At 62.7% G+C, this 14266-nt stretch carries 15 protein-coding genes and 1 tRNA gene; 10 read left to right on the top strand and 6 right to left on the bottom strand.

The features are described 5' to 3' along the window. Positions 1-37 precede the first annotated feature (37 nt). Genes J5Y06_RS08220 through lpxK form a run of 4 tightly spaced genes read left to right on the top strand, consistent with a single transcriptional unit; the run spans position 38 to position 3430 of the window. Positions 38-289, top strand: a complete 252-nt coding sequence (locus tag J5Y06_RS08220) for a DUF4170 domain-containing protein (protein ID WP_209334656.1) — start codon at positions 38-40, stop codon at positions 287-289. Then, complete coding sequence (locus J5Y06_RS08225) at positions 286-1089, top strand: lysophospholipid acyltransferase family protein (RefSeq protein ID WP_342453391.1); 804 nt, start codon at positions 286-288, stop codon at positions 1087-1089. Before J5Y06_RS08220 ends, J5Y06_RS08225 begins: the two co-directional genes overlap by 4 nt. Then, on the top strand, positions 1086-2402 hold the full coding sequence (gene waaA / locus J5Y06_RS08230) for a lipid IV(A) 3-deoxy-D-manno-octulosonic acid transferase (RefSeq protein ID WP_209334657.1): 1317 nt from the start codon (positions 1086-1088) through the stop codon (positions 2400-2402). The genes J5Y06_RS08225 and waaA overlap by 4 nt, the downstream gene beginning before the upstream one ends. A gap of 2 nt (positions 2403-2404) precedes the next feature. Next, positions 2405-3430, top strand: coding sequence for a tetraacyldisaccharide 4'-kinase (lpxK, locus tag J5Y06_RS08235; RefSeq protein WP_209334658.1), 1026 nt, complete (start codon positions 2405-2407; stop codon positions 3428-3430). Positions 3431-3436: 6 nt separating this feature from the next. On the opposite strand, the gene J5Y06_RS08240 is transcribed toward lpxK, so the two are convergent. Genes J5Y06_RS08240 through J5Y06_RS08260 form a run of 5 tightly spaced genes read right to left on the bottom strand, consistent with a single transcriptional unit; the run spans position 3437 to position 7491 of the window. Then, complete coding sequence (locus J5Y06_RS08240) at positions 3437-3670, bottom strand: DUF2093 domain-containing protein (protein ID WP_209334659.1); 234 nt, start codon at positions 3668-3670, stop codon at positions 3437-3439. Between the two features lie 10 nt (positions 3671-3680). Then, on the bottom strand, positions 3681-5474 hold the full coding sequence (gene mutL, locus J5Y06_RS08245; protein WP_209334660.1) for a DNA mismatch repair endonuclease MutL: 1794 nt from the start codon (positions 5472-5474) through the stop codon (positions 3681-3683). A gap of 51 nt (positions 5475-5525) precedes the next feature. Then, positions 5526-5867: a protein tyrosine phosphatase family protein gene (locus J5Y06_RS08250; RefSeq protein WP_209334661.1), complete on the bottom strand. Its 342-nt coding sequence runs from the start codon at positions 5865-5867 to the stop codon at positions 5526-5528. Between the two features lie 57 nt (positions 5868-5924). Continuing rightward, positions 5925-6479: a sugar transferase gene (locus J5Y06_RS08255; RefSeq protein ID WP_209334662.1), complete on the bottom strand. Its 555-nt coding sequence runs from the start codon at positions 6477-6479 to the stop codon at positions 5925-5927. Between the two features lie 40 nt (positions 6480-6519). Next, on the bottom strand, positions 6520-7491 hold the full coding sequence (locus J5Y06_RS08260) for an NAD-dependent epimerase/dehydratase family protein (protein ID WP_209334663.1): 972 nt from the start codon (positions 7489-7491) through the stop codon (positions 6520-6522). An 83-nt stretch (positions 7492-7574) separates the two neighbouring features. Here J5Y06_RS08260 and J5Y06_RS08265 point away from each other — a divergent pair, with 83 nt between their 5' ends. From J5Y06_RS08265 to J5Y06_RS08275, 4 genes are all read left to right on the top strand, one after another. Beyond that, complete coding sequence (locus J5Y06_RS08265; protein ID WP_209334664.1) at positions 7575-9533, top strand: polysaccharide biosynthesis protein; 1959 nt, start codon at positions 7575-7577, stop codon at positions 9531-9533. Between the two features lie 324 nt (positions 9534-9857). Beyond that, positions 9858-10172 (top strand): BRA0787 family protein, encoded by a 315-nt coding sequence (locus J5Y06_RS08270; RefSeq protein ID WP_209334665.1) that lies wholly within the window; start codon positions 9858-9860, stop codon positions 10170-10172. A 10-nt stretch (positions 10173-10182) separates the two neighbouring features. Then, the gene (locus J5Y06_RS23265; RefSeq protein ID WP_280819017.1) at positions 10183-10317 is read left to right on the top strand and encodes a hypothetical protein; all 135 of its coding nucleotides are present in this window, start codon (positions 10183-10185) and stop codon (positions 10315-10317) included. Positions 10318-10417: 100 nt separating this feature from the next. Continuing rightward, positions 10418-10491 (top strand) — tRNA-Gln (locus tag J5Y06_RS08275). Between the two features lie 543 nt (positions 10492-11034). On the opposite strand, the gene J5Y06_RS08280 is transcribed toward J5Y06_RS08275, so the two are convergent. After that, positions 11035-11469, bottom strand: coding sequence for a helix-turn-helix domain-containing protein (locus J5Y06_RS08280; RefSeq protein ID WP_209334666.1), 435 nt, complete (start codon positions 11467-11469; stop codon positions 11035-11037). Positions 11470-11537: 68 nt separating this feature from the next. On the opposite strand from J5Y06_RS08280, the gene J5Y06_RS08285 reads away from it, so the two are divergent. Both J5Y06_RS08285 and J5Y06_RS08290 read left to right on the top strand, forming a co-directional pair. Further along, the gene (locus J5Y06_RS08285) at positions 11538-12746 is read left to right on the top strand and encodes an MFS transporter (RefSeq protein ID WP_209334667.1); all 1209 of its coding nucleotides are present in this window, start codon (positions 11538-11540) and stop codon (positions 12744-12746) included. Positions 12747-13180: 434 nt separating this feature from the next. After that, the gene (locus J5Y06_RS08290) at positions 13181-14266 is read left to right on the top strand and encodes an ABC transporter ATP-binding protein (RefSeq protein WP_209334668.1); all 1086 of its coding nucleotides are present in this window, start codon (positions 13181-13183) and stop codon (positions 14264-14266) included.

A 14266-nucleotide genomic window follows, 5' to 3' on the forward strand; every position in this document is an offset into this window, starting at 1 on the left:
AGGACAACCGCGTGATCCTGATCTCAAGGAGATTCGTATGACCGAAAATCATGAATCCAAGCAGCTCCTGCATCTCGTTTTCGGTGGCGAACTGACGTCGCTCACCGGTGTCAACTTCCGCGATCTCGATGGGCTCGACATCGTGGGCATCTTCCCGGACTACAAGTCGGCCGAACGCGCGTGGCGGGCAAAGGCGCAGGAAACCGTGGACAACGCCCATATGCGTTACTTCATCGTCCACCTGCATCGCCTGCTGGAACCGAGCGACGCGTCGGCAACAAAGGCGTGACAACCGAAGACGTGACGCAGACGCGCAAACCGGCCGCGCGGCGGCGCCACACGCCGCGCGCGTTGAAGGAACTGTGGCGCAGCATTCGGCGGCCGCTGGCGGACTCGGCGCAGGTGAAGCATGTGCTTGCGACGCTGTTTGGCAGCGGCCTTCGCTTTGTCCAGCGAACCAACCCTCCTGTGCCCGGCTCGAGCGACATCGCGCAATCGATGGAACGCGATGGACCTGCCATCTATGCGGTGTGGCACGGCCAGCACCTGATGTATCCCGTGCTTTACCCCGGCAAGCATCCGCTCGACATCATGGTGTCGCGCAGCGCCGACGCCGAAATCAACGCGCTCGTGCTGGAGCGCTTCGGCATCGGCGTGGTGCGGGGCTCCGGCGGTCGCAGCAGCCGCAAGGCCGTGGAAAAAGGTGGCGCGCGGGCGCTGATCGCCCTGAAAAAGTCGCTCGACTCAGGAAGATCCGTCGCCATGGTGGCAGATATTCCGAATGGCACGCCGCGTGATGCGGGACTGGGCGTGGTTACGCTGGCCCGCTTGTCTGGGCGCCCGATCCTGCCGCTCGCATATGCCAGCAGCCGCCGCAAGGTGATCGAGCGCAGCTGGGACAAGATGGTGATCAACCTCCCGTTCGGCCGCGGCGCCGTGGTGATCGGCGAGCCGATCCACGTGCCGGCGTCCGCGACGAGCGAGGACCTGGAGAGCCTTCGAGCGACCGTGACGCAGGCGCTCGACGATGTGACGCGGCGGGCTTATGCGCTGGCCGACGCCAAGCCAGCGGCTGGACCAGCATCGTGAGCGAGCGCCGGGCGCGTCAGATCCTGTCGCTCTACAGCTGGGCCGGAGCCGCAGCCTATCCCTTGGTTGGTCCCTACATCGCGTTACGCGCCAGCCGCGGCAAGGAAGACCGTCAGCGGCGGGGCGAACGCTACGGCCGGGCGAGCGAGCCGCGGCCGGAAGGTCCGCTTGTTTGGATTCATGCGGCGAGCGTCGGCGAAACCGGCGCCGTGCTTCCCTTGATCGGGCGCTTGTTGCGGTTGGGGATCCGGATTGTCTTGACCACTGGCACGGTGACTTCCGCCCGCATCGTGGCCGAGCGGCTGGGCGATCGGGTGATCCATCAATATGTTCCGCTCGATCTCAGACCGGCAGTGAACCGCTTTCTTGATCACTGGAAGCCCGATCTCGCCATTTTCGCGGAATCCGAGATCTGGCCGACCACCATTCTTTCGCTCGGGCGGCGGCGTGTCCCGCAGGTGCTAGTGAACGGCCGCCTGTCGGATCGCTCCTTTGAAGCCTGGAAGAAGCGCCCACACCTCGCGGAAGCCCTGTTCGAGAACTTTGCGCATGTGGCGGCACAATCGGGTCTCGACGGTGAGCGCTTCTTGGCGCTGGGCGCGCGGCCGGTCACCGTGTCGGGCAATCTGAAGCTCGAAACGGACCTGCCGCCCTATGATGCCGCGATTCATGCTCGGTTGATGAAGGAAATCGGCGGCCGTCCGGTTTGGGCGGCTGTGTCCACGCATGATGGCGAGGAGATGATTGCGGCCGAGGTGCACCGGCTCCTGAAGAACCGGCATGATGACGTTCTCACCGTCATCGTGCCGCGCCATGCGGAGCGGGGCGATGCCCTTGCCTCCGATCTTTCCAAGCGCGGCCTGAAGGTCGCACGCCAAAGCCTGGGGGATACGGTCCAACCTGATGTCGACGTGCTTCTGGGCGACACGATGGGGGACATGGGACTTTACCTGAGGCTAAGCGGGATCGCGTTTGTCGGCCGCTCGCTCACCGGGTCTGGCGGCCAGAACCCGATCGAGCCGGCTTTGCTGGACACCGCTGTTCTGGCTGGCGAAAACGTTCAGAACTTCCGCGATACCTACAAGCGCCTCGTGGATCGCGGCGGCGCGCGGCTGGTGAAAAACAAGGAAACGCTTGCCGGCGCGGTTAGCTTCTTGTTGAAGAACGAGGATGCGCGTCAGAAGATGGCGCGGGCAGCGCGGGTGACCGTGCATGAGATGCGCGGTGCGCTCGATAAGACCATGGATGTTCTGGATCCCTTCATCCATCCGCTGGTGGTGAAGTCCCGCTTGGACAGTTCTGGCAGCAACTGACCATGGCAAGCGAAGCGCCGCCCTTCTGGTGGGAAGATGCTGACTGGCGCGCCAGGGCCTTGTGGCCGGCCTCGATGCTTTATGGCATCGTATCCGGTCACCGCATGCGGCGCGCTCCATGGGTGAAGATCGCCGCGCCCGTTTTGTGCATTGGCAACTTCACCGTGGGCGGGGCGGGGAAAACGCCCGTTGCCATCGCGGCCGCCCACGCCATGCGGGCCAGGGGCCTCCGCCCGGGCATTCTGTCACGCGGTCACGGCGGAAGCTTCACCAAGCCCCGTCTGGTGGATGCCGGACATGACATCGCCAAGCATGTCGGTGACGAACCGCTGTTGCTCGCAAGCGCCGCGCCGGTTGCTGTCTCGCCCGACCGGGCGAAGGCCGCAGCCCTTCTTCTTTCGCAAGGCTGCGACGCGCTCATCATGGACGACGGGTTTCAAAGCGCGCGCATCCACATCGATTACGCGCTTCTGGTGGTGGATGCTGCGCGCGGCATCGGGAACGGCCATGTCATTCCCGCAGGACCGTTGCGCGCCACTCTCGTGGAGCAGCTTCGGCAAACAACGGGGCTCCTGAAGATGGGCCATGGGAGTGCCGCCGACCCTGTGATCCGCCGCGCCGCCCGCGCGGGTAGGCCCTATTTCGAAGCTGAAACGCGCATCAAGGCAGGGCAGGACATCGCCAACCGGCGCTTCTTGGCTTTTGCCGGCATCGGCCACAACGCCAAGTTCTTTGATACGGTGCGCGACAATGGCGGAGAGGTCGTTCTGGCGCGGAGCTTCCCGGATCACCATGCTTACGCGGAAGATGAACTGGCGGAACTGCAAGCTCTCGCGGCCGAACACGGTGCCCAACTGATCACCACTGCCAAGGATGCAGCCAGGCTGCGCGGCTGGTCACCGGCGAGTACCCGTTTCCTTGATGGGGTCCAGGTGCTGGAAGTGGAAACGGTCTTTGACGATCCCAACGCGCTCAACCGCATCATCGATGGCACGCTGGCGGCCTATCGCGACCGTCGGATCGGCTGACGGGCCTCAGCCGCGCTTGCGCAGGTCCGGATTGGCGTCGATCTCACGCTGGAGCGAGATCGATGCACTGGAATAGGCTTCCTGTCGTGCGACGCTCCAATAGCGCAACTCGTCCAGCGGAATGGCCTCGTGGGTCACCGCGCAACGCACGAAAGCGCCGGGGCTGGTGACCTGGAAATCACCATCGAGGTAGCGGAGCCGGGCTTCGCGCGCTCCGGGTCCTTCAAAACGGTTCATCATCACCTTCTTCTCAGCGGCGGCCGAACAAGCGTTCTATATCGTGCAGCTTCAGTTCGATATAGGTCGGGCGGCCATGATTGCAGGTGCCGGAACCCGGTGTCGCTTCCATCTGGCGCAGGAGCGCGTTCATTTCCTCGGCGCGCAGCCGCCGTCCCGATCGTACGGAACCATGGCAAGCCATGCGGGATGCAATCGCATGGAGCTTCCGCTCCAGCGCGTCGGTGGTTTCACTGTCGGCGATCTCGTCGGCAAGGTCGCGGACCAGGCCGGGAACATCGACCTCGCCTAGCATGGCCGGCGTTTCCCGCACCGCGACGGCACCGGGACCGAATCGTTCAAGCACCAATCCGAGGCGACCGAGGGTTGCCGCATGGGCCGCGAGCCGTGTCGCGTCGTCTTCCGGCAGGTCCACGATTTCCGGAAGCAGCAACATCTGGGTTGCGAGCGGTTTGGCATGAAGGGAGGTCTTCAGCGCTTCATAAACGAGGCGTTCGTGGGCTGCGTGCTGATCCACGATGATCAGCGAATCGGCGGTTTGCGCCACGATATAGTTTTCATGAACCTGCGCGCGCGCAGCGCCGAGCGTGTGGTCGGCAGGCGTTGTATCCGGTGCCGCTTCGGGAAAGGGCCGCGGTTGGTAATCGCTGCGTGCGCTTTCCGCAAAGCCGAAATCGAGCGGCCGTGAGGGCGATTGCGTGTATGGATTTTCCTGTGGGGCGGGGGCGGCTGCGTTCCATCCATAACTGGATCGGTCCGCGGGCGCAGCCGGTCGAAAGGCCTGCATCAGGCCTTCCGCTCCCGTTGTTGCCGCTCGGACGTCGTTGATCGTGAGGGCATGGCGAATGGCGCCAACAAGAAGGCCGCGCACCAGTCCGGGGTCGCGAAAGCGAACATCGGCCTTTGCCGGATGAACGTTCACATCCACCAAAGAGGGGTCCAATGTCAGGAACAGGGCCGTAACGGGCGAACGGTCGCGCGACAACACGTCGGCATAGGCGCCGCGAATGGCGCCGGCGAGCATCTTGTCGCGAACGGGCCGGCCATTCACATACATATGCGCATGCAGCGCGTTGGCCCGGCTGTAGGCCGGAATAGACACATGGCCGCTCAAGCTCACGCCTTCCCGCTCAGCCTCGATTGGCAGGGAATTGTCCGTGAACTCCCGCCCGAGAACATCGGCGATCCGCAAGAGCCGGGCGTCGTCTCCTTGGTGGGCCGGAAGATCGAGCGTCGTGCGATCGGGGCCGGAAAGGGTGAAGCGGACCTGCGGAAACGCAATGGCAATGCGCTTCACGATGTCCGAAATCGCGGTGGCTTCCGCCCGCTCGGACTTCATGAATTTCAGCCGGGCCGGTGTGGCGAAGAAAAGGTCGCGCACTTCCACAACCGTGCCGGGATTGCCGGCGGCTGGGCGAGGGGGCGACACGACGCCGCCTTCGACCCGGATCTCTGCGCCCTCGTCATGAAGCGTGCGGGACCGGATAGAAAGACGCGACACCGAACCGATCGAGGGCAGCGCTTCACCGCGAAAACCAAGCGAGCGGATGTCGAAGATGTCAGCCTGCAGCTTGCTGGTACAATGGCGGCCAATCGCCAGCGGAAGATCTTCCGCGGTCATCCCGCACCCGTTGTCGGCGACTCGCAGCAGCGACAGCCCGCCGCCGGCGGTTGCGATCTCGATCCGCGTCGCGCCGGCGTCGAGCGCATTCTCGACCAGTTCCTTCACCACGCTGGCGGGGCGCTCGATGACCTCGCCGGCGGCGATCTGGTTGATGACGCTGTCGGACAGTTGGCGGATGGGCATGGCCGTAGCCTTAAGCGGATTCTGAGCCCGCGTCAGCAGCTCTCGAAAGCGTCAGCCGCGTTTCAGGTCCTGCACATGGCCGTAAAGATTGGTGGAGCGTGTGCCAGAGCGGCAATAAGCGAAAACCGGGGCGGGCAGTTCCGCCAGCGCCTTGGCTTGATTTTCCACGTCGGCGCCTGTCATCTGACCGCTGATCACCGGGATGTGGCGAAACTGGAGGCCCGCCGCTTCGGCTGCGGCTTGGATGGACGCGACCGACGGCTGGCCGGGATCTTCATTGTCCGGGCGGTTGCAGATGATGCTTTTGAAGCCCGCGTCCTTCAGGGCGGCAACGTCGTCAGGCTGGATCTGGGCTGACACGGCGTAGTCCGGTGCGATCTGGCGAATGTCCATCGAAGCCTCCGAGGCAAAAGATCTGCCGCCAGTAGTGCGCCAAACGGGGAGCGGAGGTCAATCCGCAACGCGGTCGCCACGGCCCGATCCCAAGAGGGTACGCGCAATCAGGCGCAGGTCGTGGCCGAGCGACATATCCGCAAGATAGGTGGCGTCCAGCGCCGCTAACCGCTCCGGTTCCGACATGTCGACGCCGGCCACCTGGGCAACGCCGGTGATCCCGGGGCGCAGGGCAGTGACCCCCAACCGTCGGCGTGCAGCAATCAGGGCGGTTTGCGTGGGCAGGCAGGGGCGGGGGCCGACAAAACTCATGTCCCCGCGCAGGATGTTGATGAGTTGCGGCAGTTCGTCGAGCTTCACCCGGCGCAACACGCGGCCAAGCGGCGTCACCGCGCTGCGCCCGATTTCGTGGCTCGGCTTCTGTGGGGTGCCGAAATACATCGTGCGCAGCTTGAAGCAGGTGAAGGTGACTTCATCGCGGCCCACGCGAGCCTGCCGAAGCAGGCCTGGCCCGCGGGAACCTAGGCGGATCCACAAAACCAGTCCGCCGATCACCACCAGCGCGGGCAGGAGGCAAACAAGAACAAGGCAAAGATCGAAGAAGCGCTTCATGGCCTTGCTCTAGAACCTGCCGGAAAGCCGAACAAGTTCCTCAGCGACCACGGTCGGGCGACGCGGCAAGCGCAATCCGCTCCGCGAGAGGATGCGGCGACGCGAAATGGAAGCGCTCCCGAAAACGGCTGGCATCCACCGGAAGCGAACCGAACAAGCTTTGTGCAGGGCCGGATAAGCCGGGCAGTGCAGCAGTCCATGAGAGCCCCGGCAAAGCAAACAAGCGGCGCGGGTGCCCTAAACCGTCTCGCATCGCGCCAATCACCTTCGGCAGGGAAAGCGCTTCGGGATCGGCAAGGCAATAGGAGCCCGACGCGTCGCTGGTCCAGTTCCCTTCGAGAAGGTGGAGAATGGCCGCGCACACCGTTTCAACGGCAAGATAGCTGCGGCGGTTTCGGATGCCCGCAAAAGGCAGCCAGGCACCGCTGGCTGCCAGTTGCTGGAGCCGCCGCCAATTGCCGCCGGCGTCTGGTCCGATGATGAGCGGCGCGCGCAGGCTGATCGCCAAGCGGCTTGGTTCGGCAAAAGCGCCAACAGCCTCCTCGGCAGCCAGCTTCGAGCGGCCATAGGGCTCAACCGGCTGTGCTGCGCTCGCATCATCGATCGTGTTGGAACTGGCGGATCCAACAACAGCGCGGATCGAACTCAGAAAAAGAAACTGTCGCACGCTGTGCCGCCGGGCGGCCGCAACAAGATCGGTTGTGAGGTCAACATTGGCGGCCCGCAAGCGCATCTCCGCGTCCGGGCCGGTCGGAACTGCGGCCAGACCCGCAAGATGCACCACGCCGGAAACACCGGTGATGATCGCATCAAAGGCATCCGATCGGGCGGGCATCGGCACGATCTCCACCCCTTGCAACGTTTCCCAGGCGGACGGAACGGTTTTCCGGTCGCGAACCGGAACGCGGACGGGTAGACCGTGTTGGGCGAGATGCGGAACGAGGTGCCGGCCAACGAAGCCCGTGCCGCCTGTCACAAGCACTGTCATCGGCAGCACAGGAAAAGCCGGCAAGTTTCTGCGCCCCTGTCGTTTCGCTGCAATTGCCTGTGCATGGCGGTTGTCCTAAGTGTCGCGTCGAAACGGTGAGCCCAGCAATGAACCTTTATGGCTATGCCAGGGATCATGGCCTCCTGCGCTATGTCAGCATCGCGCATGACCTGATCGTGGCGATCGCTGCCGCCTATCTCGCATACCTGACCGCCTATGGACCCGTCACCGCTTATTACGTGCCGGACCTGTTTGAGCGCATTCTCTTGTTCGCCGCGGTGGCCATGGCGTCTTTTGCGCTGTTTTCCGTAAGTTCCGGCTCATGGCGCTATGTATCCATTCCCGATCTGCTGGCCATCATCAAGGCCTCCGTGACGGCCGTGGTGGCTTATACGCTCGGTTCCTTTCTTGTATCGCGGGGCCTTTACCTGCCGCGTTCCGTGCCGATCCTGTCCCTCATCTACCTTGTGGGCGGGCTGGCAGGGCCGCGGCTGGCTTACCGACTGATCGTGGAACGCAGCATGTTTGGCGAGCCCATGATCGGGCGCTTGTCCGAACGCAAGCGCTACATTCTCCTGTTCGGGATGAGCGATGCGGCGGAAAGCTTCATCCGCTCGGCGCGCCGCAACCCCGGACGTGGCGTCGCCGTGGTGGGCCTGCTGGATGAGCAGAGAAGCAATCTCGGCCGCAAGGTTCAGGGCGTGAAGGTGCTTGGCAATCTGGCCGCCTTGCCCGGCGTCCATGCGCTTCTGAAGCGACGCGGCGTAGAGGTCACTGAACTCCTGATCACCGAAAAGGGCGTTGATCGCACGCGGCTCGGCGAGATCGTGGAAGCCGCAACCACGCACGGGATCACCGTGTCGCGCATACCGGGGCCGGACGAACGCGCCGAGGTGCGGGGTGATGGCGCCATGGAACGAAAGCCGATCGAACTCGGCGATCTTCTTGGCCGACCCGAAGTGCAGACCGATCTGGAAGGCATGACGCGCTTGTTGAACAACAAGGTCGTGTTCGTGACCGGCGCCGGCGGCTCCATCGGCTCCGAAGTCTGCCGGCAGATCGCCCATTTCGCGCCCCGCCTTCTTGTTGCAACTGACAATTCCGAGTTCCATCTGTTCAAGCTCGATCTGGAACTGGGCGACCGGTTTCCCGGTCTGCAGGTCATCTCGCGGATCATGGACATCCGCGACAAGGGGCGCGTGGCGCATCTGTTTGAGGAATACCGGCCCGACATCGTGTTTCACGCCGCGGCGCTGAAGCACGTGCCTTTCGTGGAAGACAATCCCCTCGAAGGCATCAAGACCAACCTCCTCGGCACCCGCAACATCGCTGATGCCGCGTTGCGCCTTTCAGCTTCCACCTTCGTGATGATTTCCACCGACAAGGCGGTGAATCCGACAAACATCATGGGGACAACGAAGCGCGCGGCGGAAGCCTATTGCCAGGCCCTCGACATCGCTTCGGCAACCACCCGCTTCAAGACGGTGCGGTTCGGCAATGTTTTGGGCTCGAACGGCTCCGTCGTGCCACGTTTTCAGGAGCAGATCGCCAAGGGCGGTCCGGTCACCGTCACGCATCCGCACATCATTCGCTATTTCATGACCATTCCCGAAGCGGTGCGGCTGGTGCTTCACGCGTCCGCCCACGCCTTGCGCCACCGCACCGAGCGCGGCAAGATCATGGTGCTCGACATGGGCAAGCCCGTGCGTATCGTCGACCTTGCCGAGCGCCTGATCCAGTTGGCCGGCTTGAAGCCGCGGGTGGATATCGAGATTTCCTATACGGGCCTGCGTCCCGGCGAAAAGCTCTATGAGGAACTGTTCGATCCTTCGGAGGTTCAGAACGAACGGACACAGGACGGCTATGTCATGGCCGCGCCGCGGATTATCGACAAGGCGCTGCTGACGCGCAGCATCGACGAAATCGAAGTCGCCGCAAGCAAGGAGGACAGCGGCAAGGCGCTGCAGCTCCTGCTTCACATCGTGCCGGAATATCGCGCTGATTCGGGTGATCGCGCGCCCCTTACGGCTCCGCTGGACGCCACACCGGAAGCCGACAAGCGCTGAACGACGTCGCTCCGCAGGCGCCTGCCGCAAGCACTAAACCCCTGATCCCAAATGGCTTGTCTACAAACTCGGTAGACATTGTTGACATCCTGTTTCGTCGCGTCATACTTCGGTGATGAAGAAGCGGGGTTGTTCTTGTTTGTAGATGGTTTTTGTGATCGGCCGCTGATTTAGCGGCTTTGGGGCAAAGAGTTTTTTTCAGATCGCATTTTGAGGAACAACTTTCCTCCGACCTGCGCGTTGTAACATCCAGAAGAACTGAGTGCCTTGTATCGTTTCTGACCTGACCGGGCGGCTAGACCGTCCCTATGCGAGGACAACCAGATGCAGCATCTGCTCCCATCCCTCCACAAAGGACATGCGCCTATTTTTCTGCAAGAGGCATTCAACGACGCGCTGGACGCGTTTGAAGACTGGCGGCCGGACATGCTTGAACCGGAAGTCGATTGTGATGGTCGTGCCATTCCCATCACGGTTGTTTTCGGCGGCATGCGCGACTGCACGGACGATCTGCCGGCGCGCGCGGTGTATGCCCTCGAGGCGGTGACGGGCGACAGCACCGTGACGAAGCACAAGATCACCTATGCTGAAGCAGCCGTCCTGATGGGCGCGCTTTCAGCCCAACGTCAACATCACTAGGAGAAAGAACATGGCCATCATCGGTGACGTTTCTCCGCAGCGAAAAGGGCGGTTGGGGGGCTTCAGCCTGTCGCGCGCCGCAGCCTACACGATGTTCGCGGCAGCCACAGGGTTCACTGCCGCACTTGTTTTCGGCCTGATTTGAGAAAAGGCGTGCCGGCGTCTTTGGGCTTGACTAGAGCCGTCTGGCCCGCGATAAGCGCACCACGACACGCGGGCCGGTCCTGCCGCCGCGGCGCGTCCCTTGGGGAATAGGTTAACGGTAGACCCACGGACTCTGACTCCGTTAGTCCTGGTTCGAATCCAGGTTCCCCAGCCATTCCAGAGCCTTGGCGCGTCGGCTTTGCCGGAAAATCTTTCAAGCCTTGGCTACACTCCTCTCAAGGTGCAGGGCGCCGACCGCGCTCAAGATCGTCAAATCCGATTTCCGGATCGACCTCCTTGTAACCGGCGTCGGGCCCCCGGTGGCAGAACGGCCGCCAGGCCGCCGATGCCGCACGAAGCGTCCGGCATGCGCTCAAGGTCCTGTTTATCACCGGCTATTTGGATAACGCCGTGCTGAGCCATGGCCACTTTGAGCCTGGCATGCAGGTGCTCACCAAGCCGTTCACGATGGATGCAATAGCCGCGCGCATCCGGCAGATGATCGAGGGTGAGTCGTTTGCGAGAGGTCTCAGAGGTCGCGGGGAACGATAATCGCAGCCGAATGCTTGCTTCCGATACGGCTCGGGGCTCCTTCCCGGTCGTAGATCAGCAGGCTCGCTACCATGGCCCCTGCGGGTGAGACGTCATTCCCATCCATGAGACGAGGCACGGAGCCTTGACACGTGATTTGCTCCTAGGCAGCGGCATCCTCGACTGCTTAAGGTCTATTCGAAGCGTTCGGATGGCGATAGCCGCGCTTTTCCGTCCGCAAGGCTGCTTTCATGAGCTTGCGGAACGTCGGACACTCCAAGTGGCTCGGCGCCTTGCAATCTGCGACATGCCTTAGCGTGTCACGCAAGATACGCAGCTTTGCCATCTGTCGCTGCAGGTCATCCGCTTTTGCGCGCAGCTCATCGCGTGGAAGATAAAGTTCGCCGTCTCGTCCGATGATTGCGCTGATCTCGACAAGCGTAAAGCCGGCGGTTCTGCCAAGGGCGATCAGCGCAAGTCTTGACAGCACATCCGGGTCGAACTGTCGGCGAAGCCCGTGCCGTTTGTCGGAGCGGATTAGGCCTATTTCCTCGTAGTAGCGCAACGTGGAGGGCGGCACGCCGGCGCGCTTTGAGACCTCGCCTATGTCCATCATTTTCATGCTTGACCTCAAGTTAGCTTGAAGTCGTACGATCTCTCAAGATGATGACTTCGGCAAGGGACGTGGCTATGACGATGCTGCCAGATGCTCGGGAAAACCCGGTTTGGAGAGACAGCAGGGCTGTCGCACTCCTGATGGCGGCGACCCTTACGGTGATGGCGAACGCCACCATTAGCCCAGCCTTGCCCGGGCTGCAGCAGCTGTTCGCTGAAGACCCTAACGCAGCTCTGATGACCCGCCTGCTGGTTCCGGCACCCTCGCTCAGCATCGCCCTTTTGGCTCCGCTCATTGGGCTTGCGATCGACAGCTTTGGCCGTCGTGTCCTGCTGCTCACAGGCATCATTCTTTTCGTGTCTTCGGGAAGCGCCGGTCTCTACCTGCCGGACCTCACGACGATCTTCATAAGCCGTATCGTTCTCGGCGTTGCGGTGGCGCTGATCATGACATCACAAACCGCGCTGATCGGCGATTACTTCACCGGTGAGAGCAGGAAGGCCCTCACTGGATTGCAAGTTTCTGCACGGAATTTCGGTGGCCTGCTGTTCATCCTGCTGGCTGGCTGGGTTGCGTCCATGTCGCCGCGCTATGCGTTCGGCGTTTATGGATTGGCGGTTCTGATCCTGCCGCTGATCTGGATGGTGATCAAAGAGCCGCAACGGGACTTGCCGGGCAAGTCCGGCGGTGCAGCGGCAAACCTGGGAATGCAACGGGCTTGGCGCTTGCAGTTCGGGAGTCTGGTGGTCCTTCAGGCTCTGACGAACATGCTCTTCTTCATCATGCCTACACAACTGCCCTTCTTCCTCGATGCCCGAGGCTATGGCGGTGCGGCTATGACGGGAGCGACCTTGAGCGTGCTGATGCTTACTGGCGGGATCATGGCGCTGTTCTACACCCGCATACAGAGCCTCATCGGCTATGCCGGCATCTTTCCGCTGGGGTATACAGCAATGGCGGCTGGCTTTCTGCTGATCGTCTCGTCTCCGTTGGCTTTGCTGACGTTCGCTGGCGCTGCATCGATTGGCGCCGGCTACGCTCTGGTTTCGCCCACCTTTGTCGCCCTGACGCTCAATCTTGCGCCAGCCCCGCGCCGTGGTTTGGCTGGCGGTATCCTGACGGCCTCGGTGTTCATCGGCCAGTTCTGCTCTCCGCTACTCAGCACGCCCGTGGTCCTGGGCTTTGGGTATGACGGGATGTTCCTCGGCGCAGCAATCTTCCTGGTGGCGCTTTCTGCCGCAGCCGGGATTAGCACCTTACTGGGTGCATCCCGCTTTCACTAGCAGCCGGATATGCCGGTAAGTAGGCCCTGCCTTCTGAGGCCGTGCTCGAGCACCGCTCGAAGCTCTGCTGCCGCGACCTTCGTGAAGCCTGCCGCCGCTTACCGAACTGTGCCTTGCGAGCGACGGCTGCGCCCCGCCTCCTGCTTCTTGCAAGATGAACACTCAGGAACAAGGCGGTTCACCGGCACCGGCCCGCACATCCCCAGTGGCGTGGGATTTTTGCTGATCTGTGAAAGGCTTCGGGACCGGCTTGACGGAAGCCAAGGTTCGGTACCTGATAGGACCCGGTAGCGCTCACGGGGAGAAAGTTCGTGGGCGCCCAGCCAACCACGGCCTGCCTTGAAGGGAGCGCAACGCGTTGAACTAGGGAATTGGAGGATTGCCGCACGGCAATACCGACGTGCGGCGGACGGGGCAGCGGGAGGGAGGCCAGCATGCTCGAACTCAGAAATGTTTCGACACTGGTCAGCGGCCGGACGCATATCGACGATGTCTCGCTCAAGCTGGAGCGCGGCTCGCTCAACGTGCTGCTGGGGCCAACCCTGTCTGGCAAGACGTCGCTCATGCGCCTGATGGCCGGCCTCGACCGGCCGACCTCCGGCCAGGTCCTGGTGGACGGCAAGGACGTCACGGGCGTGCCCGTCCAGAAGCGCAACGTCGCTATGGTCTACCAGCAGTTCATCAACTACCCGGCGATGACGGTCTACGAGAACATCGCCTCGCCGTTGCGGGTGGTCGGCAAAAGCAGGACGGAAGTGGATAAAGCGGTGCAGGAGGCGGCAGAGCTCCTGAAGCTCGCGCCTTATCTGGAGCGCACGCCGCTCAACCTTTCCGGCGGCCAGCAACAAAGAACCGCCCTGGCACGGGCCATCGTGAAAGGGGCTGAACTGGTGCTGCTCGATGAGCCCCTTGCCAATCTCGATTACAAGCTGCGCGAGGAACTCAGGGCGGAACTGCCGCGCATCTTTGCCGCCACGGGCGCTGTTTTCGTTTACGCCACCACCGAGCCCAGCGAAGCGCTGCTGCTCGGCGGCAACACGGCGACACTTTCGGAAGGGCGGGTCACACAGTTCGGGCGAACAGTGGATGTGTTCCGCAGGCCGCGCGACCTGGTAACGGCACGGACTTTCGCGGATCCTCCCCTCAACACGCTGGCCGTGAGAAAAGCGGGCGATCGCTTCCTGATCGAAAATGGAACCGGCTTCCCGGTCCCCCGCCACGCGCAGGGTGCTGTTGACGGCCCCTGCACGATCGCGTTCCAGCCGCACCACCTTTCGCTCGTTCAACCCGCAGGGGAGGCGATCGCCCTCAACGGCACGGTGTCAATTGTGGAGATCGCCGGATCCGAAAGCTTTGTGCATCTCGATTTTGCGGGGACGCGCTGGGTGATGCTCGCCCACGGAATTCGGCAATTCAAACCGGGCGAGGTGATCGAGTTCTGGCTGGAACCGCGCCATGTCATGGTGTTCGATGGTGCCGGGCAGGCCGTATCAACGGCAGCGGTGGCGGAGGACGCGTAG

The organism is Tianweitania sediminis (assembly GCF_017813335.1).
GTDB classification, from domain to species: domain Bacteria; phylum Pseudomonadota; class Alphaproteobacteria; order Rhizobiales; family Rhizobiaceae; genus Tianweitania; species Tianweitania sediminis.

Excerpts from the sequence above, each read along its gene's own strand:
- J5Y06_RS08265 (WP_209334664.1), top strand. The coding sequence starts at position 7,575 with ATGAACCTTTATGGCTATGCCAGGGATCATGGCCTCCTGCGCTATGTC.
- mutL (WP_209334660.1), bottom strand. The coding sequence starts at position 5,474 with ATGCCCATCCGCCAACTGTCCGACAGCGTCATCAACCAGATCGCCGCC.
- J5Y06_RS08250 (WP_209334661.1), bottom strand. The coding sequence starts at position 5,867 with ATGGACATTCGCCAGATCGCACCGGACTACGCCGTGTCAGCCCAGATC.
- J5Y06_RS08220 (WP_209334656.1), top strand. The coding sequence starts at position 38 with ATGACCGAAAATCATGAATCCAAGCAGCTCCTGCATCTCGTTTTCGGT.
- J5Y06_RS23265 (WP_280819017.1), top strand. The coding sequence starts at position 10,183 with ATGGCCATCATCGGTGACGTTTCTCCGCAGCGAAAAGGGCGGTTGGGG.
- J5Y06_RS08280 (WP_209334666.1), bottom strand. The coding sequence starts at position 11,469 with ATGAAAATGATGGACATAGGCGAGGTCTCAAAGCGCGCCGGCGTGCCG.
- lpxK (WP_209334658.1), top strand. The coding sequence starts at position 2,405 with ATGGCAAGCGAAGCGCCGCCCTTCTGGTGGGAAGATGCTGACTGGCGC.
- J5Y06_RS08270 (WP_209334665.1), top strand. The coding sequence starts at position 9,858 with ATGCAGCATCTGCTCCCATCCCTCCACAAAGGACATGCGCCTATTTTT.
- J5Y06_RS08255 (WP_209334662.1), bottom strand. The coding sequence starts at position 6,479 with ATGAAGCGCTTCTTCGATCTTTGCCTTGTTCTTGTTTGCCTCCTGCCC.
- J5Y06_RS08285 (WP_209334667.1), top strand. The coding sequence starts at position 11,538 with ATGACGATGCTGCCAGATGCTCGGGAAAACCCGGTTTGGAGAGACAGC.
- J5Y06_RS08240 (WP_209334659.1), bottom strand. The coding sequence starts at position 3,670 with ATGATGAACCGTTTTGAAGGACCCGGAGCGCGCGAAGCCCGGCTCCGC.
- J5Y06_RS08290 (WP_209334668.1), top strand. The coding sequence starts at position 13,181 with ATGCTCGAACTCAGAAATGTTTCGACACTGGTCAGCGGCCGGACGCAT.